Origin of the sequence: Sphingopyxis sp. H050 (assembly GCF_001468265.1) — a bacterium.
In the GTDB taxonomy this organism is placed as follows: Bacteria; Pseudomonadota; Alphaproteobacteria; order Sphingomonadales; family Sphingomonadaceae; genus Sphingopyxis.
In genome coordinates this window covers 68,961-87,650 of record NZ_LNRZ01000004.1, presented here as the reverse complement: position 1 = coordinate 87,650, position 18,690 = coordinate 68,961, and the positions used below count along the sequence as shown (strand labels likewise).

Sequence of the window (18,690 nt, the reverse complement as noted above, 5' to 3'; positions counted from 1 at the left end):
GCGGGTCAGCGCCAGGTGAGCGGCGCGTCGGGCGTGTTGCGGGTGAGGATCGGCGTGGCGCGGCCGAGCACCGTCGAGGCCGGCAGCGGCCCGAAATAGCGGCCGTCCATGCTGTCGGCGTGGTCGGGGTTGAGCATCAGCAGCTCACCGGCGCGCAGCGTGCGGCAGCCTTGCCAGACCGGCAGCGTGCGGCCCCGGCCGTCACGCTGCTGGGCGACGACGACGGGCCGCCCATCGACGCTTACCACCGCGTCGATGCGGCACACGATCTGTCCCGGCCGCGCCGCGACATGCTTCAACAGCGGCACACGCTCGCCGAGATAGCCGCGCTCCGCCAGCCATCGCGCCAGCGCTGGTGGCGGCTTCACGGCGACCAATGCACCGTGCGGCGGATCGGGCAGCGGCTCGATCCGGTATAGTCCGATCGGCGCGCTGGCGCTGGCGTTCCAGACGACGCGCGGGAACGGGTCGAACACCGCCACGGCGAGGAACGACGCGGCGAACAGCGACGCGGCGGATGCTGTCGCAATGGCCCATCCACGGCGCGTCATCCTTCGATCTCCCGGCGCTTAAGCCAGGCGCGATGACGCTCAATCGTGTAGGGGCGCGGCTGCTGTCCGGCCGCGATCCGGTTGGCGACATGCCGCCAGTGATCGGGCGCGGCGTCGCATGGATCGACGCCGGCCGCCTCGGTAGCGTCGATCGCGGCGAGCACTTGGCTGACCTTGGGCCAGCCTTCGATCTTGAGCAGGATGTCGCCGCCCGGCCGCACGAACGGGAGCGTCGTGAACGGCTCGTTCGCGCCGACCGCGCGCACGATGTCAATGCGCGAGCTGACCGTGCCGTAGTCGTTCGCCGCCCATCGGACGAACGCGAAGATCGCGCCGGGACGGAACTGGACGATGCGGCGGCGGCGATCAACGATTTCGTCCACCGCGACGCGGCCGAACCTGATCCAGTGCTCGATCCGCTTCTCGATCCAGGTCAGTTCAACGCGGGTCATGCCGTCATCGGACGGCTGGCGGTGGCGCATGGGCGACGGTGGGACGGTCATCGCCGGCTCCGAGCGATGGCCGAATCCGCACGCGGCATGAGGTCGTCCTGCCCCGGATCGGAGGTCGAGTGCTTGATGCCGATGTCGGCCCAGGCGCGCAGGTCATCGACCGAATAGACCACCCGCCCGCCGATCCGGCGGTAGGCAGGGCCGGTCCCGAAATAGCGGTGCTTTTCGAGGGTCCGGCCGGAGAGGCCGAGAAACCGCGCGGCTTCCGGCGTGCGCAGGAAGCGGGGCGGCAGATTGGGAGGCGTATCGGACAAGTGACTGCTCCTGCGGGCGGTGGCGGCAGGAGGCGTAATTGTCAGAACTGAGGCGGCCGGGTGGGGTATGAAGATGTGCGGCTGCACGGACGCGACCACCCCGCGAGGGCGATCGGCCTCAGCCGGAAGCGGAATGAACTATGTCTTCCTTGCGTCCCAGCCGCTATATGCAATCACAGGTTTACTGGCTTATCCAGAATCACTTGGGGGCAGAGATGGCTGACAAGAAAGTGGTGTTCATCGCGTTCGCAATCGAAGACGAACGCCAGCGGGATTTCTTGAAGGGGCAGTCGCTTCATCCCCGCGCTCCGTATGAGTTCATCGACATGTCGGTGAAGCAGGCTTACGACAATGATTGGAAGACGAAGGTGCGCACTCGCATCCGTCGTTCAGACGGTGTGATCGTCCTCGTAAGCAAAAACTCGCTGACTTCGAGCGGCCAAAAATGGGAGATTCAGTGCGCTCAGGAAGAGGGTAAGCCTATTCGAGGCATCTACGCCTACTCCAATGACCGGACCAGTCTGGCGGGCGTGACCACGTACGTCTGGAGCGACACGAATATCAGCGGCTTCATCGACTCGCTTTGATGAGGTGCATTTGTGCGTAAGGCTCTCATTGTCGGTATCGACCACTACGACCACATTGGCGGCCTGAGTGGTTGCGTAAATGACGCTCACTCGGTGAAAAGCGTGCTCGAACGGCATGCCGACGGCACTGTCAATTTCGCCACGCCGATGTTGCTGACTGGAACCAGCGCGACGGATCGAGTCGAAAAGGGGCGGCTCAAGGACGCGGTTAGAGAACTATTTGCTGACGATTCGGAAATCGCGCTCTTCTATTTTGCCGGTCATGGCTACATTGAAGATACTGGCGGTTTTCTGTGTGGCACGGAATGCAAGTCTGGCGACGATGGTCTCTCGCTCTCCGAGTTGATGACTCTCGCAGGGAAGTCTCCCGCAAAGAACAAGATCGTCATTCTCGATAGTTGCCACAGTGGCGTTGCAGGCACGCGGCCGGAGCAGATGATTGCCGAAGTGAAGGAAGGCATGACCATTCTGACGGCTTCAACCGCAGAGCAATATGCGATGGAAGTTCCCGGAGGTGGGGCCGGTGTCTTCACGAGCCTATTCGTCGATGCACTCGGCGGTGCGGCTGCAAATCTACTTGGCGACGTAACGCCCGGCAGCGTCTATGCGCATATCGATCAATCTCTTGGCCCTTGGGCACAACGCCCTATGTTCAAGACCAATGTGAAGACCTTCGTGTCATTGCGTAAGGCTGCAGCACCGATCCCGCTTGCGGATTTGCAAGTGCTGGCGACATATTTCCCCCGCCCGGACTATGATTTTCCCCTAGATCCCAGCTACGAGCCGGAACGCACGGAGGAACAGAAGGCTGACCCAAATCTACCGCCACCAGACCCCCAAAAGAACGCGGTCTTTGCGGTGTTACAGCGCTATGTGAAGGTAAATTTGGTTCGTCCGGTCGGGGAAGCCCACATGTGGCACGCAGCGATGAACAGCAAGTCCTGCGAGTTGACGGTTCTCGGACAGCATTATCGGCAGCTTGTCGCTGACGGGCTCATCTAACCGATGGGCGATCCGATCGACGTCGATGCCGTCTTGTACGGTCTCATGGACGAACTGGCTGCGATCGAGCATGAGCGCTGGTCACATTGGCAGCGATACATGCATTCAAAGGGCGTCAGGCAAGCAGACGGCTCGCTCGTCTTGCCTGCCGAACTGGTGGAACGATGGGATCGGCAAGCGGCGACGGACTACCATGATCTCAGCGCCAAAGAGAAGCAAAGCGACCGCGATCAAGTTAGTCGCTACCTGCCCCTAATAGCCACCGCTCTCAATGCTCGTTCTTGATGTTAGGTCGTTACTTTGCTGCCGCAACGCCGCCGCGCCGGAAACTGCGCGACCTTATATTGCGTGAAAGTCCTATAATCCAATTTCGAGGGGCCGTTTAGGACGATCAACGAATGCGGAGCAGCTTGCGATAGTCGCCATTCATCATGGCGATGCCGTCGCGGACCAGGCGCACGACGAATGACCGCGAGGCCGACATTTTCCAGTCGCTCGCGGAAAGACGGGCAGCGTCATCGCGTCCCAGCGCTGTCGCGATTTCGCGGTAGGTTGCGCCGTTCTGACGGAGGTCTATCGCGCGGAGCATCAGGTCGAGCCGTGCGAGCCGATAGGCCGTCAGCGGCCAGCCGCGCGGCAGCGGCCCGGCTGTCCGGCCGAGCAGACGCCGGTGAAAGCGCAGCAGGCTCGCGATCCGGGTGATGAAGTCCTTGTCGAGCGGAATGATCGCGGCGAGCGGCTTGCCCGGTGCAGGATCGCGCAGCCACAGCCGATGCTCGCCGGCCGCGTCGGCGACGACGACATGGCGGCCGTCGATCCCGGCCAGGTCGGCGAGCAGCGCGCCCAGCGCGCGCGGAGGGACCGGGGCGGCGGTCTCAAATCCCTCCGGCGCGGCGTCGAGAATGACCGTGACGGCGGTCAGCTCCGGGCGCCAGATGACCGACTCTAAAAGCTCATCCGGCGCCGTGGCGAAAGGACAACCCCCAGCGCCGCGCGAACGCCGTCTCGGCGGCGTTCTTCGCGACGGCGCCGCTCGCGATGCGCTGCTGCATCTGCGTGTGTTCGGCGCGATAGGTGCGGTTTCGGCGTAGGAACTCAGCTGCTAAATCGGCGCGCCCGAGGGCGTCGGACAGTCCGCCGGCGCGCCGCTGGCGACGCCCAGGTGGCGTCGGCATTGCATCCTCCCCGCCGCGCTCTGCGCGGATTTCGGAGAACGCAACATCGTCGCCGCCTTACCTACAGGATAGAGCGAAGATCGCGCACAACCATGTCGCGCGGGCGGGACCATAACAACCGAACTCGATCCAAATTGGAGTTCAATTTTAACGGTTTAGCGGGGGCTGACAGCCGAGCAGATGAGCATATCCCACCTCTGTTATCCACCGCGCGCGAGCTAGATGAGTGTCATGCATCGTCTTCGCACGATCCGGCTCCACGGCGGCGTCGATGCCGAAAATCAGTCCCGCTGCCTCGCGCCAATCGGTTCCATCTGCGTTAGCATCTAACAAGCGCAGATAGTCCGCCAAATGACCCTCGTCATAGCTGGTGAGCTGCTGCGAATCAGGCGCGCATTCATCGAATCCCATCTTGACCATGATGCCCCCGACTTCCCGCCCGCGTTAACCAATAAGCCAATGTCGGAGCATTTTCGATGCGCTCGTTCTGCATGACTGCGCGCGGAATCTGCAATGCCTCGACAATTCACAGGGCTGCTGATTTGCGGTGCGCCCCCGCAAACAGCTCCTGAACCCGTGATCGGGGAGTTGGAAAACCGGATTAACTCGGTTCCTACGACCTTTAGCACCGAGGCACCTGGACATACGTCGCAGGCTCCCCGACCGCATGGTCAAGGATCGCGACGCCGTCACGGCCGGCGCCGAACCGGTTAATCCGGGGTTTCCACACCCCAGGCCGCCGCGTAGCGGCCCGAGGACTTCATAGAACAGCACTGCCGAAATGACTACCCAAAGCGAGCCGGGCGGCAGCCCGGCGAGCGAACCTTTGCGGCCGCGCGGACCTTGGGGACGCGCGGCCGCCGCCGATCCGCCGCAGCGGATCGGCGCGGAAATGGCGAAGCCGCAGGGCCGAGCTCGGCCCTGCGGCGGCGATAGTTAGGCTTTGAGGCGCTGCATCCCTTCGGCCAGTGTCCAAAGCGCGCGATTGAGCGTCACGTTCTGGTCGATGCCGTTGATGGCGCGGGTCTGGCTGCGGCGGATACGGCCCTCGGCATTGCGCTTGCGGCCCTGTAATCCGCCCCGAACGACATTCTCCTGAATGACGTTGAACGTGGTCCACAGGCTGTCACCCATGTCCTCGCGGCGGCGCGGCTCGATGATCTGCTCGGGCCGCAACGGGCTTTCGTCCTCTCCGTAGCGCGCGACCAGGCTGACCTCGCCGAGTAAGCGGCGCTCTTCCTCGGAAAGCCGAACCTCCTTCATGGTCTCGCTGGCGTCGATCAGCCGGGGGAAGTCCTCCGCCACGGTGTAAACACCCTCGATTATATCGTGCTGGATGTTGCCCTTGTGCGGCACGCGGACCTCCTCGAACCGCTCGCCCGCGATCATGCTATTGGTGCAGACGAACCGCAGCATCCCGGCGAACATCTGATAGGCGCTGGTCCCGTCATGGCTGTTGACGATGATGACTTCGGCCGCCTCGGGCTTGCCGATACCGTCGTCCCGGCGCAGGCGCAGCATGTGCTTGGCGTGGCCGTGGCGGCTGCCGTCGCGCGGAACCGACTGAACCGCGAAGAAAGGGAACCATCCTTCCCGGCGCAGCCCCTCCACGATGTCGATGGTCGGAACATAGACATAGCGCTCCGAACGGCTGTCGTGCGCCTCGCGGGCGAAGATGGACGGCACGTGCCGATACAGCGCCTCGTTGTCGAGCGCCTCACGGCCGCTGATCTGATGGGCGTTGCGGCCGAACCGGGTGGCAAGCTGATGACACATGGCTGAACTCCTTGGGCTTGGGTTTCCGCGCAGCGGAACGCCGCGCTGAAACCCTGCCCGTCGGCGAGACCGGGGGTGCAACCGGAGTGGGCGGCTTCGCGGGGAACCGGCTGCACGGAACGCGCTCGCGCGTGAAGGAAGCTGGGCGGAAGCCGCTCCGAAGGGCGCTGGGGGCGGCGCCCCAAGCACCTCACAACATGCCGGGCCGATGGCCCGTCCATATTATGAACTGGCGAACCAACACACGAAGGCGCCCCGCTCAGAGGGAGCGGGGCGCCGTGTCGAGGTCAGCGCGACCAGATGAGAGCGTATTCGCCGGGGGTCTCGGTTTCGACCAGAGTGGCGTAGATCGGAGCCGCGAAGGTCGGATCGTCCAGCTTGACCGAGATGTAGTCGCGGTTCTCGCGGCTGGTCTTCTTCCATCCCGCGCCGCACTCGACCGTGCCGACCACGAGACGAAAATCGGGGGCCTTATCGCTCTCCTTCTCGATCGGACGGAGGGTGGCCTTTGCGTTGAGGGTGAGCGTCTTGATGGTTCCGCTGAAGGAGCCGTTGCCCGCCTGGGTGAAGGTGCCGATGGTGGCCATGTCGAAGTTCCTTTTGCTTCGGGCCACGACCGCCGCGGCCTCGATGGCGATCGGTGAAGCGGGGATGATCGGACGCGCACCGCTTGCGGCCGAAGCACAGCGGAGGATGGCGACGCGCGGCTTTTTTGTTTCGCGATGCAAAGCCGAAGGCGGCGGAAAAAAGCCGCGCGGCGCCGTTGCGCCAGGCCGATCAAGGCGAAGCCGGCCCCGGTTAGATCAAGCCAATCGAGAGGCCGCGCGGTTGTCGCCGAGCCGGAAATTCTACGCCGTGGCTATGATGGGCATCGTCAGTCGGAGGGCATTCGCTTCTTTGCTGGACCGCGCCAGGCTCACCTCGCAAGTAATCCTTCGCAAAGACTACAGGAGAGCGAACGCCGCTGACGCTCCCTATGTGTTCGCCGAGATCCCGCGCGAGGCTGGCATAGACCGTCGCTCATCGCCCGCATCATAGTCGCCGAGCGGTCCCGCCGCGTGGGTCTGCAACTTTACTCGACGAACCCACCTCCAGAAATGCAACGGTCGATCCGCTATCAGCACGCCGCCCCGCGTCCTCGGAGCGGGGCGCCTGTGCAATGGGAAAGCGGCCGCGCCCCAACGGGCGCGGCCGCGATTTTTCGCCGGTCACAAAAAGAAGCCGGGACCGCTCGCGCGGTCCCGGCCCCGTGCCGCTATTCGGCGGCGACAGCAAAGGATGCTTCGCTGTCCTCCACTTCGGGCGGCTGCTCCACGCTATCCGCGTCCTCCGGCTCCGCAGGCGCGGGGTCCGCTCCCTCCGGTTCGGGCGTCCGCAGCACGGCAGGAAGCCAGCCGGTCCCGGAAAGAAGCTGCTCGGCGGCTTGCGCCATGTCCGGCTTCTTCATGTCCGCGATGCGGCGAGCGGCGTCCTCGGACACGCCTTCGGTCACAGCGTCCACGATATGCGCCTTGGTGACGCGGCCAAGGTAGCTGTCCACGGTCGGCGTCCAGTCCTTCGCCACGTCCAGCGCCAGCGCGTCCGCCAGCCTGTCCGCCGTTTGCAGCGACCGGGGCTTGCGGTCCCACGGCAACCGCAGAGCGTTGACGGTGCGAGCCGCGCAATGCGCCAGCAACGCAATCCGCTTCGCCTCGTCCAGCCCGACGATGAAGCCCCACAGGTCCGCCACGTCGCGCGGCATCCGCTCGGCCCATGCCTCGTGCTGCTCGCTCGCCCGTGCCGCCAATGGCGTGTCCTCGATCCCGTCCGCATGGCTCCCCAAGGGGGTCACGGTCGGACGAACCTCAAGGCAACCGGCCTCCGCATAGCTGTAGAAAAGTTGCGCGGTCAGCGTGTGGGTCAGCGCGATCAGGGCCATATCGGGCTGCTCGGCCAGCGCCACGCGAAGCGCCAGCGTCCGATAGGCGGACAGGTCACGGGTGAGGCTGTCGGAAATCGGCTTGCCCGGGTCTTCGTCCTCGTCGGCATCCTGCACGTCCTCGTCGCCGTCCTCCGGCTGCTCGTCGTCGCCCATCTGCGGCTCGGTCGCATCGCCTTCTTCCGGCTCCGGCTGGGGGTCCGCCAACGCCTCGTCCTCGGCCCGCACGAAACCGCGCTCGACCCTGACCGTGCCGTCATGTTGAAGTACGACGAACGCACCGCCATTGGCGATCACATTGGGGTCGTAGGCGGAACGCTTGGCGGACAGGGCGTCCATTTCGGCGTCCAGCGCACGGGCTTTCGCCGCCAAATCCTCGGGCATTTCATCCAGCGAGTCATAGCCGTCGACGATCTGGTCGTACTCGGCCCATGCCTCATCGACCCGCGCCTCCTCCTCGTCGGACAGGGCGACGGTCTGCGGATAGAAGCGCCGCATCCCGTGGGCGTGGGGATAGTCGATATGCGCCTCGGCCCATTTCCAGCCCTCGGCCTGAACGCGCTCGGCAACTTCGCGCAATTTCTCGACGGCGAGCGTATCGAGCAAACCCGCATCCTCGAAGAACCCGCCACGATCCTCGCTGAACAGGTCGCGGATGATGTTGCCGCCCGCTTCCGCGTAAGCTTCGGCTCCGACGAATATCGCGCGCCGGTCCTCTGCCACGACATTGCTTGCGGTCATGTCGCGCCGGATGATCCACGGTTCGCGGTTGTGATGCAGGTTGGCGAAAACCTGCTCCTGCCGGTCATGGTCCTCGGTGATAGCGAAGGCCATAAGCTGATCCAGCGTAAGACCGTCCTCCCGATAGACCTGCAACAGCTTGGGCGAGACAGCGCCAAGGCGAAGCCGCTGCTTCACCACGCCAGCCGACACGCCAAACCGCGCGCCGATTTCTTCCACGCCATAGCCCTTGCTTTCGGACAGTTCGCGGAACCGCTCGAACTGGTCGGCGGGGTGCATAGGGGTCCGGGTCACGTTCTCGTCCAGACTGATTTCGGACGGATCGTTGGCGGTATCGAGCCAGCAGCGCACGACTTCCGACTTCTTGATCTGCTTGCGCTTGGCGCGCAGCAACATCGCCAGCCTGCGGCCTTCACCAGCGGTAACGAGATAGTTGCCGGTCGGCGTCCCGTCCTCCTTGGTTTCCGGCTCTACGACAAGGTTCTGGATCAGCCCCTTGTGCTGGATCGAAGCGGCCAGCGCCTCGATAGCGGCTTCCCCATGCGGCACCTTGCGGGCATTGCGCGGGGACTTCTTGAGCTTGGCGAGCGGCACGAAAATCTCGACGCCCGACACAGGCTCGGCGGCTAGGATTTCGGTAACAGCGTTCATCACACTTCTCCTAAAAACCACACTCACCCCGGAATGGGGTGGGCGGCGAAGAAGCTTGCCGTTGGCCCGCTGGCGGAGCCGGGCAGCATCCGCAGGACCGGAACGCAGTGGAGGACGCGCCAACAGCGCGTTGCGGCCCGGCGCGGCGGGCCTAAAGGGAAGCGTCGCCCACCCCATCGACGGGGAGAGAAACGACCAGATGCGATCGGGCTGGCGCAGCCCTGGCTCGATCTCCGCAGATCGGAAAGACAACAATCCGCGCAGCGGATTGCCGAACGGCGCAGCAGCGCCACCCCGCCATGCTGATCGTCACCCGGCAGGGACGAGACCCGTCAGGGGCTCGGTCGGAGCGCAGCGGAGATAGAGCGGCGGTCCCGTAGGGAGGCGCCAAGCCATTCTGCTGACCTTGCTTTTCCAGCCTATTTCGATTATATTTTAATCGGGTTGATAGCAGGTGATGAACATGGCGACTGAGACAAAAGTGTTGACCGCACACGTCCCGCTGCACCTCGCGGAGAAGGTTGAAGCAATGGCCTCGCGGCTCGAACGCTCGCGTGGCTGGGTGATGAAACAGGCGCTCGCCGCCTGGGTTGATCAGGAGGAGGAGCGTCACCGCATGACGCTCGAAGCAATGGAAGATGTCGATGCCGGGCGCGTGATCGACCATCAGGCCGTGCGCGCTTGGGCGGACAGCCTCGGCACTGACACCCCGCTGCCGCCGCCTTCGGCATGAGGATCAAGTGGACCGGCAAGGCGTCCTCGGATTTGGTGCGGCTGCACGAGCATCTGCGTCCGGTTGCCCCGGAGGCGGCGGCGCGGGTCGTGCAGCAGCTCTCGCGCGCGCCGGATCGGCTGCTCGACTATCCCCGGATCGGCGAGAAGCTGGACGCCTACGAGCCGCGCGAGGTTCGGCGCATCATCGTCGGCAATTACGAGCTGCGCTACGAGATTGCGGATGCGACGATCTTCATCCTGCGCCTGTGGCATTGCCGCGAGGAGCGCAGCTTCGAGTCGGACGACTGACGATGAGGCCGGCCGCATCGAACGCTACGATGCAGCGCGCCGCCCTTCGCCCCTATCTGCGCTTCGCCGCGACAGAGGCTTTGCATGAGGCGCGAGCGCGAAGCAGCCTGTCGGGATGGCCCTTGCCCGCAAAGTCCATCGTCGCCCCCATCGTCGCCGGGCCGAATGCCCGGACGACCTGTTCGACTATGCCACGCTGCCGGTCGGCAGCCTCCGTCCTTGCGCGGGGAAAAGCCCGAAGGACGATCTTTCGACCTGGACCGTCACCGACGACTGGCCCGAGCGCGTGCCGGTCACGAGTGCGGAAGTGGATGTGTTCGAGGCATGGTTCGGCGACGTTTTCGACGAGCTGTTCGGGCCGTGCCAATGATGTGAGGAGTTCGCTACCATGACCGTGCCGCTGCGCGCCGCCCTTTACCTGCGCGTTTCAACGGCGCGGCAGGCCGAGCATGACGTGTCGATCCCCGATCAGCGCAAGCAGGGCGAAGCCTATTGCCTGTCGCGGGGACTGGAGCTGGTCGATACCTTCGTCGAGGCCGGCGCATCGGCGACGAACGACCGGCGGCCCGAGTTCCAGCGCATGATCGAGGCCGGGACCAGCAAGCCCGCGTCGTTCGACGTAGTGGTGGTCCACAGCTTCTCGCGCTTCTTCCGCGATCACTTCGAACTGGAGTTCTACGTTCGCAAGCTCGCCAAGAACGGCGTCAAGCTGTTGTCGATCACGCAGGAAATGGGCGACGATCCGATGCACGTCATGATGCGTCAGATCATGGCGCTGTTCGACGAATATCAGTCGAAGGAGAATGCGAAGCACGTCCTTCGCGCGCTCAAGGAAAATGCCCGGCAAGGCTTCTGGAACGGCTCGCTGCCGCCGATCGGATATCGCGTGGTCGATGCCGAGCAACGCGGCGCGAAGATGAAGAAGAAGCTGGAGATCGACCCGATCCACGCCGACACGGTGCGGCTGGCGTTCAAGCTGGCGCTGGAAGGCGACGGCACATCCGGCCCGATGGGCGTGAAGTCGATCACCAAGCATCTCAACGAGCGCCGTATCTTCACGCGCGACGGCGGCCGCTGGGGCATCGGCACGGTTCATCGGATGCTGACCCGGCCGACCTATATCGGCCGCCACGAGTTCAACAAGCGCGGCAAGAGCAAGGAATTGAAGCCCTCCGAGGAAGTGATCGCGGTCGAGGTTCCGGCGATCATCGACCAGGCCACGTTCGATGCGGTGCAGGCACATTTCAAGGCGCGCAACCCGAAGGTCGCCCATCCGCAGGTCGTCGGTGGCCCGACGCTGCTGACGGGCCTGATCCATTGCGGGAAGTGCGGCGGCGCGATGACGATTCGCACCGGGAAGGGTGGGCGCTATCGCTATTACACCTGTTCGATGAAGGCGCGGCAGGGCGCGACCGCCTGCGAGGGCATGACGGTTTCGATGGAGCGGCTGGACGATCTGGTCGCAAACTATCTGGCCGACCGGCTGCTCGATCCCGACCGGCTGGAGGATGTACTAGCCGAGGTTCTGGATCGTCGACAGGAGCGCAGCGACCGGCGCCGCGAGCATATCGCGGAATTGAACCGGCGATCCGCCGAGACCGAGCTGCGCCTGAAACGGCTCTACGACGCGATCGAAAGCGGCGTCGCCGATTTGGACGATCCGGCGCTCAGGGATCGCATCGTCGCCTTGAAGGCGACTCGCGATCAGGCGCGGGCGGATGCCGAGCGGGCCTCGGCCCTCCTGCTCAACTCGACGCAGCAGGCCATCACGCCGGCCACGTTGCGAAAGTTCGCGTCAACGGCGCGGCGGCGCATCCGCACGGAAGGCGGCGGCTATCGCCGCGACCATCTTCGCGCCTTGGCGCAGCGGGTCGAGGTCGATCGCGGCGAGGTCCGCATCATGGGATCGAAGAGCAACCTGCTCCGCGTGCTGGCCGCCAATGGCGTAGCCACGGCGGCGGGCGGAGTGCCCATCGTTGTTCCGAAGTGGCGGAGCGGGAGGGATTCGAACCCTCGATGGGCTTTTGACCCATACTCACTTTCCAGGCGAGCGCCTTCGACCACTCGGCCACCGCTCCGCATGCTTGGAACGGGCGCCCTAATCGCTTGGCAGGGCTTTCGCAAGCCGATTGGGCGTGGCAGACAGACGCCCATGAAACATCTGCTCCTGGCCGCGGCTGCGGCGTCGCTTTTTCTTCCCGTCCATGCCCAGGAGCCCGCTCCGATCCCGTCGCCCGGCGAAATCGCGGCGGCGGCGCCCGCGGCCGACTGGGTCGCGATCGCGCCGTCGGCCCTGCTCGTCATGGACCTTGCGCCCGATGCAAAGGGCAAGCCGCGCCGCGTCGTCATCCAGCTGATGCCCGCGCCTTTCAGCCAGGGCTGGATCGCCAACATCCGCAAGCTCGCCGCCGCGCATTGGTGGGACGGGACGAGCGTCAACCGGGTGCAGGACAATTATGTCGCCCAGTGGGGCGATGCGACCGAAAAGAAGCCGCTGCCCGAAGGCTTAGCGACGATATCCGAGAACGATTATGTGACAGTGGGAGATGCGCCGGGCTGGCAGCGCTTTGCAAAGCTGCTGATCCCGAACGGCGACGTCAGCCGCTATGCTTCTTTCGAAAAGGGATGGCCCGTGGCGGCCGAAGGTACTCCCGATTCGGTGCGCCGTTGGCCGCTGCACTGCTACGGCATGGTCGGCGTCGGCCGTAACATGTCGCCGGACACCGGGTCCGGCGCCGAGCTTTATACCGTGATCGGTCACGCGCCGCGGCACCTCGATCGCAATATAGCGCTCGTCGGCCGGGTGATCAGCGGGATCGAGCATTTGTCGAGCCTGCCGCGCGGAACTGGCGCGCTGGGATTCTATGAGAGCAAAGCCGAACGCATCCCGATCAGGTCGATCCGGCTGGCGAGCGAGCTGCCCGTCGCGAAGCAGCCGAAATTCGAATATCTCTCGACCGACAGCAACAGCTTCGGACGCTATGCAGACGCGCGTGCCAACCGCCGCGACCCCTTCTTCATTCGTCCGGCCGGCGGCGCCGACATCTGCAACATTCCCGTACCCATTCGCCCCGTCGCCGCGAAGTAAGTGGAGGATTTCACCGTCACGACGCCGCTCTGGCGCTGGCAGTCGGCGACCGCGCCTGCGGCATGGTTCTTCGTCACCATTTCGGGAGAAGTCGCCGACGGGATCCGGCTCGCCGCCATCGGCGGCCAATGGCTCGACGGGCGCAAGGGCTTCGGATCGGCGAAGGTGCGCGCGACGATCGGCGATACGAGCTGGAGCACTTCGGTCTTTCCGCATCGCGAAAGCGACGGCTGGCTGCTCCCGGTCAAGGCCGCGGTGCGCAAGGCCGAAGGGATATCCGAGGGCGATGCCGTGACGGTGACCGTCAGACTTTGACCGGGGTGTCGGTCTTTGGCTCGCGCGCTTGCGCCTTCCGCTTGCGCAGATTTTCACGCAGCGCCTCGGCGAGGCGTCGCTCGCGTTCGAGGTCGGCGGGGGAGGGAGGCTTGCTCACCGGTGCCCAATCTCGCGAAATTCGCGCCCCGTCAAGCCTGCGACCTTGACAGGCGAAGGTCGCCCCGCCATAGGCCGCGCCTGCCCGGCGAACATGCGTTTGCGGGCGCCCCGGTTGCTGCTGTAGCTCAGTGGTAGAGCGCGTCATTGGTAATGACGAGGTCGACAGTTCAATCCTGTCCAGCAGCACCATTTCCCACCCAAAGCGAAGACATGATGTCTGAGTGCCACGGCGTGCGGAGCGCAGCGGCAGCCCCCGAAAAGCGCGGATTCAGTCCGCGCGACCGCCCGGCTCAGATCTTCGCGCCCAGCAACCAGTCGTGGAACAGCTTGACCGCCGGCTGACGCAGCGCGCGCGGGCGGCAGACGAACCAATAGCTGTACGGGCTTTCGACATCGAAATCGAAGAGGCGGATGAGCCGCGGGTCGTGCGCGTCGTCGAAATGATGACCGTGCATGAAGGCGACACCGATGCCCTGCGCGGCCGCTTCGAGCATCAGCGGGCCCGAATCGAAGAAATCGATCCCTGCGGGTTCGAGATAAGGCATGCCGATCGCCTTTTTCCACTCGGTGAAGGTCTCGGGCATTTCCCGATGCAGCAGGATCGGAAGCCGCTGGAGCTGTTCCGGGACCGCGATCGCGCGGCCGTCGTCGGTGAGGGTTCGCGCAGCGATCGGGAAGACATGATCCTGGTCGAGGCGCGCCGCGTAGAGCGCGGGATCGATCGAGCGTGCGAGTGCGATCGCCGCGTCGATGCCTTCGCCCAGGCGCGCTTCGGCATGCGACATGGTGTCGATGTCGATGTGCAGTTCGGGATGCTCGCGCCGCAGTTCGGGCAGGCGCGGAAACAGCCGCTGCTGGGCGAAGAGCGGCAGGACGTTGAGATGAAGGCGCAGCGACGCGTCCGGCCCGCCGATGCGCCCGATGACGCCGCGAAGCTCGTCGAGGATCGGCGACAATTGTTCCTGCAGCGCCCGGCCCGATTCGGTCAGGCGCAGGCCGTGATGGTGGCGATCGAAGAGCGGGCGGCCGACAGCATGTTCGAGCGTCTGGATCCTGCGCGACAGCGCGGGCATCGACAGGCCAAGCTCGCTCGCGGCCGCCTTGACGGTGCCGTGGCGGGCGACCTCCAGAAAGGCCTCCATGCTGCTGAGGGGAGGAAGGCGTGCCATGATCGTCTTGACGGCGATGATGGCATGGCGCTTGCTGACATTCCAGAAAATTTGTGCAGTGCGGTATAGAGGCGATCATTTGGTGGCCCTCGCAGGGGTCGAAAATCCGGAACGACCATCCTATCTACCGCATTCTGACCTTTTTGCGGGAGAATGACGTTGGCCGATGCAGCGCTAAAAGAAAGAACGGTCAAACTGCAGGTGGCCAATGCCCGCGCTGAAGAGAGCGGCGGCGGCATTGCCCGCATTCCGCGCTCGGCGATGGCCGCGCTTGGCGTGACTGAAGGCGATGTGATCCAGATCAGCGGCAAGCGCGAGACCGCGTCGCGGGTCGTCGGCCCCTATGCCGAAGACGAGGGGCTGGAGGTTATCCGCCTCGACGGGCTGCAACGCGCCAATGCCGGGGCGGGGGCGGGCGACATGGTCGTGCTCAGCCGCGTCGAGACGCGCCCGGCCACTCGCGTCGTGTTCGCGCCCGCGCAGGAAAATCTGCGGCTGCAGGGCTCGGCCAACGCGCTGAAGCGCAGTTTCTTCGGCCGCCCGCTCGTCGCCGGCGACACGGTCGCGACCGCGGGGCAGCAGCGGCTGCCCTCGGGCGACATGCCGCCGCAGCTTCGCCAGATGCTCAATGCGCCGGCCTATGCGCTCGCCGAGGTGCGCCTGCTCGTCGTCTCTGCGAATCCCAAGGGCGTCGTGACGATCGACGAAAATACCGAAGTCGAGCTGCTCCCCGAATATCAGGAGCCACAGGACGCGCGCCGCACCGACGTCACCTACGACGATCTTGGCGGACTGGGGGAAACGATCGACCAGCTGCGCGAGATGGTCGAGCTGCCGCTGCGCTATCCCGAGCTGTTCCAGCGGCTTGGCGTCGATCCGCCGCGCGGCGTTCTGCTGCATGGACCGCCGGGAACGGGCAAGACGCGGCTCGCGCGCGCGGTCGCGAACGAAAGCGACGCGCAATTCTTTCTGATCAACGGACCGGAGATCATGGGCAGCGCCTATGGCGAGTCCGAAAAGCGGCTGCGCGACGTGTTCGAACAGGCCGCAAAGGCGGCGCCGTCGATCCTGTTCATCGACGAGATCGATTCGATCGCGCCGAAGCGGGGCCAAGTGCAGGGCGAAGCCGAGAAGCGCCTCGTCGCACAGCTGCTGACCCTGATGGATGGCCTTGAGCCGCGCACCAATCTGGTCGTGATCGCCGCCACCAACCGCCCCGATGCGATCGACGAAGCGCTGCGTCGTCCGGGCCGTTTCGACCGCGAGATCGTGATCGGCGTGCCCGACGAGACCGGGCGGCGCGAAATCCTGGGTATCCACACGCGCGGTATGCCGCTGTCCGACGATGTCGATCTGGCCGAACTGGCGCGCACGACCTTTGGCTTTGTCGGCGCCGACATGGCGGCTTTGACCCGCGAGGCGGCGATCGAGGCGGTGCGGCGGATCATGCCGAAACTCGACCTTGCGGAGGGGACCATCCCGCCCGAGGTGCTCGAGGAATTGCGGGTGACCCGCGAGGATTTCAACAATGCCCTGAAGCGTGTGCAGCCTTCGGCGATGCGCGAAGTCATGGTGCAGGCGCCGAAAACGCGCTGGAGCGACATCGGCGGCCTCGACCCGGCGCGCGACAAGCTGATCGAGGGAATCGAGCTGCCGCTGAAGAACCCTGAGGCTTTCCGGCGGTTGGGGATCCGCCCCGCCAAGGGCTTTCTGCTCTATGGCCCGCCCGGGACCGGCAAGACCTTGCTAGCAAAGGCGGCGGCGCGCGAATCCGACGCCAATTTCATCTCGATCAAATCGTCCGACCTGCTCTCCAAATGGTATGGCGAAAGCGAGCAACAGATTGCACGGCTGTTCGCGCGGGCCCGGGCGGTCGCGCCGACGATCATCTTCATCGACGAGCTCGACAGCCTGGTCCCCGCGCGTGGCAGCGGCACGTCGGGCGAGCCGCAGGTGACCGAACGCGTCGTCAACACGATCCTCGCCGAAATGGACGGGATCGAGGAGATGCAGTCGGTGGTCGTCATCGGCGCGACCAACCGCCCGAATTTGATCGATCCCGCCCTGCTGCGGCCCGGGCGGCTCGACGAGCTGATCTATGTGTCGGTTCCCAATGCCGAGGGGCGGCAGCGCATCCTCGAAATCCAGACGGGCAAGATGCCGCTCGGCAGCGACGTCGACCTGAAAGTGCTTGCCGAGCGGAGCGATCGCTTCACCGGCGCCGATCTCGAGGATCTGACCCGCCGCGCAGGGCTTGCTGCGCTCAAGCGGTCGATCGCCAGCGATACGGTGACGATGGACGATTTCGAGACTGCGCTGAAGGACACCCGCGCCTCGGTCACCGAAGCGATGGAAAAGGACTATGAAAAGATCCAGGGCGAGATCAAGCAGGCCGCAATGAGCGTCGATCCGATCGGCTTCTTCGCGCCGGGCATGCTCAAACCCGTCCGCGAGCGCAAGCACGACGACGAGACGAAAGACTAGGCCGAGCGGGGCTGGTCCTGCCGCAGCGCGCGCCAGCCCCACGCCACCAGCCAGGCGCAAAAGCCGGCCATCAGGCCGTAGGCAAGCATTGGGTGCCAGTTGTAGAGCAACACGCCGATCGCGGGCGAAACAATATACGCCGAGCCGTTGATCGAGGCCGTCATGCCCGCCACCGCGCCCTGATCGCGGCGCGGCACCGATAGCGATGCGCCTGCCGCAAAGCCGGGACGAAACAGGCCGAAGCCCAAGGAGCCGGTCGCGAAGCCGATGACGATCGCGTGCAAATCCTGTGCGAGGCCGGTCATTAGGATGCCTAGGATGGCAAGGATCGATCCGGCGAGCACGGTGGAGCGCGGCGTCAGCTTCAATAGCGGAATCAGCCCCCATTGCGCCAGCAGCGTCGCGAACGCGCCGCCCATCAGCACGATGCCGGTGATCGCGGCGCCTTCGTCGGGCCGGAGGCGCAGGTGGAGCCGGTCGAGGATCAGAAAGCCGATGACGCCGAGCATCATCGCCTGCGCCTGCCCGCCGAAGAAGCCCGCGAGCAGCCAGGGGCGAACCCGGCTGTCGCGCCAGCTCAGCGGTTCCTGGTCGGGCGCATCGGGATCATTCTCCTCCTCGCCGGTCGGCTCGGCGGGACCGGCCGAAAGCGGGTAGGAGGCGATGGCGCCGCGCGCCGCGAAGCGCGGCGTATCGTTCGGCAGGCGCCAGCGCAACATCACGAGCACTGCCAGCCCGATCAGCGCGAAAACGAGCAAGGGACCGGCAAGACCGACGATCGGCAGGATGAAGAAGGGCGCGATCGCGGGACCGATCACCGTACCGAGGCCAAAGGACGAGGACACCAGCGACAGCGCCTGCGTTCGATGCTCGGGATCGGTGCGCGAGGCGACATAGGCCTGCACCGCGGGCGGCGACGCCGACCCGAGGCCGCCGTAAAGGCTGCGGAATATCGCGAAGACGATGAAGGTGAAGCCCGCGCCGAGCAGCCCCTCCAGCCCCGCCCACAGCGTCAGCCCACACAGCGCCATCGACGTAAAGAAGCCGACGACGCCGAGCGCCATCAACGCCTTCCGCCCATGCTTGTCCGACTTGCGCGCCCAGTGCGGCGCGGTGAGCACCCAGAGCAGCGCCGACCAGCTGAAGGCCAGGCTGACCCAAACATCGGGAATGTGAAGCTTGGCGCCGATTGCGGGCAGGATAGACTGCATCGCGGTATTGCCCGCTGCGGCGACGAGCATGATCGCGAACAGCACGGCCATCCGATCGGCGGCAATGGAATTCGATGGTTTCGCCATTTCCTTCGCTTTAACCCTGAAGCTGG

Annotated in this window: 21 protein-coding genes, 2 tRNA genes and 1 pseudogene; 11 read left to right on the top strand and 13 right to left on the bottom strand. The window is 65.1% G+C overall.

The window, feature by feature from the left end; all coding sequences use genetic code 11:
* Positions 1-5: 5 nt before the first annotated feature.
* The 3 genes from ATE67_RS09535 to ATE67_RS09525 are packed head-to-tail and all read right to left on the bottom strand — an operon-like array spanning position 6 to position 1,317.
* Positions 6-551, bottom strand: coding sequence for a S26 family signal peptidase (locus tag ATE67_RS09535; protein ID WP_021691183.1), 546 nt, complete (start codon positions 549-551; stop codon positions 6-8).
* On the bottom strand, positions 548-1,054 hold the full coding sequence (locus tag ATE67_RS09530; protein WP_021691182.1) for a DUF2840 domain-containing protein: 507 nt from the start codon (positions 1,052-1,054) through the stop codon (positions 548-550). Before ATE67_RS09530 ends, ATE67_RS09535 begins: the two co-directional genes overlap by 4 nt.
* Positions 1,051-1,317 carry a helix-turn-helix transcriptional regulator gene (locus tag ATE67_RS09525; protein ID WP_021691181.1) on the bottom strand — a complete coding sequence of 89 codons (267 nt, stop codon included), beginning with the start codon at positions 1,315-1,317 and terminating at the stop codon, positions 1,051-1,053. The genes ATE67_RS09530 and ATE67_RS09525 overlap by 4 nt, the downstream gene beginning before the upstream one ends.
* Positions 1,318-1,532: 215 nt before the next feature.
* On the opposite strand from ATE67_RS09525, the gene ATE67_RS09520 reads away from it, so the two are divergent.
* Genes ATE67_RS09520 through ATE67_RS09510 form a run of 3 tightly spaced genes read left to right on the top strand, consistent with a single transcriptional unit; the run spans position 1,533 to position 3,191 of the window.
* Positions 1,533-1,904, top strand: a complete 372-nt coding sequence (locus tag ATE67_RS09520) for a TIR domain-containing protein (RefSeq protein WP_021691180.1) — start codon at positions 1,533-1,535, stop codon at positions 1,902-1,904.
* Positions 1,905-1,916: 12 nt separating this feature from the next.
* On the top strand, positions 1,917-2,906 hold the full coding sequence (locus ATE67_RS09515; RefSeq protein ID WP_021691179.1) for a caspase family protein: 990 nt from the start codon (positions 1,917-1,919) through the stop codon (positions 2,904-2,906).
* A gap of 3 nt (positions 2,907-2,909) precedes the next feature.
* Positions 2,910-3,191 carry a hypothetical protein gene (locus ATE67_RS09510; protein ID WP_021691178.1) on the top strand — a complete coding sequence of 94 codons (282 nt, stop codon included), beginning with the start codon at positions 2,910-2,912 and terminating at the stop codon, positions 3,189-3,191.
* A gap of 106 nt (positions 3,192-3,297) precedes the next feature.
* Here ATE67_RS09510 and ATE67_RS22095 read toward each other — a convergent pair whose 3' ends face one another.
* The 6 genes from ATE67_RS22095 to ATE67_RS09475 all read right to left on the bottom strand — a co-directional run bounded on the left by ATE67_RS22095 (position 3,298) and on the right by ATE67_RS09475 (position 9,167).
* Positions 3,298-3,810: a DUF2285 domain-containing protein gene (locus ATE67_RS22095; RefSeq protein WP_429860915.1), complete on the bottom strand. Its 513-nt coding sequence runs from the start codon at positions 3,808-3,810 to the stop codon at positions 3,298-3,300.
* 49 nt (positions 3,811-3,859) lie between these two features.
* A complete protein-coding gene (locus ATE67_RS09495) occupies positions 3,860-4,081 on the bottom strand; it encodes a transcriptional regulator domain-containing protein (RefSeq protein WP_021691175.1) in 222 nt (73 codons plus the stop codon).
* Positions 4,082-4,228: 147 nt separating this feature from the next.
* A complete protein-coding gene (locus ATE67_RS09490) occupies positions 4,229-4,501 on the bottom strand; it encodes a DNA -binding domain-containing protein (protein ID WP_021691174.1) in 273 nt (90 codons plus the stop codon).
* Between the two features lie 516 nt (positions 4,502-5,017).
* Positions 5,018-5,857: a DUF932 domain-containing protein gene (locus ATE67_RS09485; protein ID WP_021691173.1), complete on the bottom strand. Its 840-nt coding sequence runs from the start codon at positions 5,855-5,857 to the stop codon at positions 5,018-5,020.
* A gap of 287 nt (positions 5,858-6,144) precedes the next feature.
* Complete coding sequence (locus ATE67_RS09480; protein ID WP_021691172.1) at positions 6,145-6,444, bottom strand: DUF736 domain-containing protein; 300 nt, start codon at positions 6,442-6,444, stop codon at positions 6,145-6,147.
* A gap of 668 nt (positions 6,445-7,112) precedes the next feature.
* Positions 7,113-9,167, bottom strand: coding sequence for a ParB/RepB/Spo0J family partition protein (locus ATE67_RS09475; protein ID WP_021691171.1), 2,055 nt, complete (start codon positions 9,165-9,167; stop codon positions 7,113-7,115).
* Positions 9,168-9,648: 481 nt separating this feature from the next.
* Between ATE67_RS09475 and ATE67_RS09470 the strand changes: the two genes are divergently transcribed.
* The 4 genes and pseudogenes from ATE67_RS09470 to ATE67_RS21830 all read left to right on the top strand — a co-directional run.
* Positions 9,649-9,900, top strand: a complete 252-nt coding sequence (locus ATE67_RS09470; protein ID WP_231728118.1) for a CopG family ribbon-helix-helix protein — start codon at positions 9,649-9,651, stop codon at positions 9,898-9,900.
* Positions 9,897-10,190: a type II toxin-antitoxin system RelE/ParE family toxin gene (locus tag ATE67_RS09465; RefSeq protein ID WP_021691169.1), complete on the top strand. Its 294-nt coding sequence runs from the start codon at positions 9,897-9,899 to the stop codon at positions 10,188-10,190. Before ATE67_RS09470 ends, ATE67_RS09465 begins: the two co-directional genes overlap by 4 nt.
* A 115-nt stretch (positions 10,191-10,305) precedes the next feature.
* The gene (locus ATE67_RS09460) at positions 10,306-10,560 is read left to right on the top strand and encodes a hypothetical protein (protein ID WP_021691168.1); all 255 of its coding nucleotides are present in this window, start codon (positions 10,306-10,308) and stop codon (positions 10,558-10,560) included.
* Positions 10,561-10,578: 18 nt separating this feature from the next.
* A pseudogene (locus tag ATE67_RS21830) lies at positions 10,579-11,604 on the top strand (recombinase family protein); the annotation flags it as partial.
* A gap of 573 nt (positions 11,605-12,177) precedes the next feature.
* Here ATE67_RS21830 and ATE67_RS09450 read toward each other — a convergent pair.
* Positions 12,178-12,268 (bottom strand) — tRNA-Ser (locus ATE67_RS09450).
* A 74-nt stretch (positions 12,269-12,342) separates the two neighbouring features.
* Between ATE67_RS09450 and ATE67_RS09445 the strand changes: the two genes are divergently transcribed.
* Complete coding sequence (locus ATE67_RS09445) at positions 12,343-13,278, top strand: peptidylprolyl isomerase (protein WP_058816504.1); 936 nt, start codon at positions 12,343-12,345, stop codon at positions 13,276-13,278.
* Positions 13,279-13,593, top strand: a complete 315-nt coding sequence (locus ATE67_RS09440) for a DUF1905 domain-containing protein (RefSeq protein WP_058816503.1) — start codon at positions 13,279-13,281, stop codon at positions 13,591-13,593. It begins immediately after the preceding gene.
* Here ATE67_RS09440 and ATE67_RS21995 read toward each other — a convergent pair.
* Positions 13,583-13,711 carry a hypothetical protein gene (locus ATE67_RS21995; RefSeq protein ID WP_269433445.1) on the bottom strand — a complete coding sequence of 43 codons (129 nt, stop codon included), beginning with the start codon at positions 13,709-13,711 and terminating at the stop codon, positions 13,583-13,585. The genes ATE67_RS09440 and ATE67_RS21995 overlap by 11 nt on opposite strands.
* A gap of 116 nt (positions 13,712-13,827) precedes the next feature.
* Here ATE67_RS21995 and ATE67_RS09435 point away from each other — a divergent pair.
* Positions 13,828-13,902 (top strand) — tRNA-Thr (locus tag ATE67_RS09435).
* A gap of 101 nt (positions 13,903-14,003) precedes the next feature.
* Here the strand turns inward: ATE67_RS09435 and ATE67_RS09430 are convergent.
* Positions 14,004-14,882, bottom strand: a complete 879-nt coding sequence (locus ATE67_RS09430; protein WP_058816502.1) for a LysR substrate-binding domain-containing protein — start codon at positions 14,880-14,882, stop codon at positions 14,004-14,006.
* Between the two features lie 153 nt (positions 14,883-15,035).
* On the opposite strand from ATE67_RS09430, the gene ATE67_RS09425 reads away from it, so the two are divergent.
* Positions 15,036-17,366 carry a CDC48 family AAA ATPase gene (locus tag ATE67_RS09425; RefSeq protein ID WP_058816501.1) on the top strand — a complete coding sequence of 777 codons (2,331 nt, stop codon included), beginning with the start codon at positions 15,036-15,038 and terminating at the stop codon, positions 17,364-17,366.
* Here the strand turns inward: ATE67_RS09425 and ATE67_RS09420 are convergent.
* Complete coding sequence (locus tag ATE67_RS09420) at positions 17,363-18,664, bottom strand: MFS transporter (RefSeq protein WP_058816500.1); 1,302 nt, start codon at positions 18,662-18,664, stop codon at positions 17,363-17,365. The two genes, ATE67_RS09425 and ATE67_RS09420, sit on opposite strands and share 4 nt — an antisense overlap.
* Between the last annotated feature and the right edge of the window lie 26 nt (positions 18,665-18,690).

Bases quoted from the DNA above. Each gene is read 5' to 3' on its own strand.
- ATE67_RS09530 (WP_021691182.1), bottom strand. From the start codon at position 1,054: ATGACCGTCCCACCGTCGCCCATGCGCCACCGCCAGCCGTCCGATGAC.
- ATE67_RS09445 (WP_058816504.1), top strand. From the start codon at position 12,343: ATGAAACATCTGCTCCTGGCCGCGGCTGCGGCGTCGCTTTTTCTTCCC.
- ATE67_RS09475 (WP_021691171.1), bottom strand. From the start codon at position 9,167: ATGAACGCTGTTACCGAAATCCTAGCCGCCGAGCCTGTGTCGGGCGTC.
- ATE67_RS09430 (WP_058816502.1), bottom strand. From the start codon at position 14,882: ATGGCACGCCTTCCTCCCCTCAGCAGCATGGAGGCCTTTCTGGAGGTC.
- ATE67_RS09460 (WP_021691168.1), top strand. From the start codon at position 10,306: ATGGCCCTTGCCCGCAAAGTCCATCGTCGCCCCCATCGTCGCCGGGCC.
- ATE67_RS09520 (WP_021691180.1), top strand. From the start codon at position 1,533: ATGGCTGACAAGAAAGTGGTGTTCATCGCGTTCGCAATCGAAGACGAA.
- ATE67_RS09535 (WP_021691183.1), bottom strand. From the start codon at position 551: ATGACGCGCCGTGGATGGGCCATTGCGACAGCATCCGCCGCGTCGCTG.
- ATE67_RS09465 (WP_021691169.1), top strand. From the start codon at position 9,897: ATGAGGATCAAGTGGACCGGCAAGGCGTCCTCGGATTTGGTGCGGCTG.
- ATE67_RS09480 (WP_021691172.1), bottom strand. From the start codon at position 6,444: ATGGCCACCATCGGCACCTTCACCCAGGCGGGCAACGGCTCCTTCAGC.
- ATE67_RS09495 (WP_021691175.1), bottom strand. From the start codon at position 4,081: ATGCCGACGCCACCTGGGCGTCGCCAGCGGCGCGCCGGCGGACTGTCC.
- ATE67_RS09425 (WP_058816501.1), top strand. From the start codon at position 15,036: ATGACGTTGGCCGATGCAGCGCTAAAAGAAAGAACGGTCAAACTGCAG.
- ATE67_RS09485 (WP_021691173.1), bottom strand. From the start codon at position 5,857: ATGTGTCATCAGCTTGCCACCCGGTTCGGCCGCAACGCCCATCAGATC.
- ATE67_RS09490 (WP_021691174.1), bottom strand. From the start codon at position 4,501: ATGGTCAAGATGGGATTCGATGAATGCGCGCCTGATTCGCAGCAGCTC.
- ATE67_RS09420 (WP_058816500.1), bottom strand. From the start codon at position 18,664: ATGGCGAAACCATCGAATTCCATTGCCGCCGATCGGATGGCCGTGCTG.
- ATE67_RS09510 (WP_021691178.1), top strand. From the start codon at position 2,910: ATGGGCGATCCGATCGACGTCGATGCCGTCTTGTACGGTCTCATGGAC.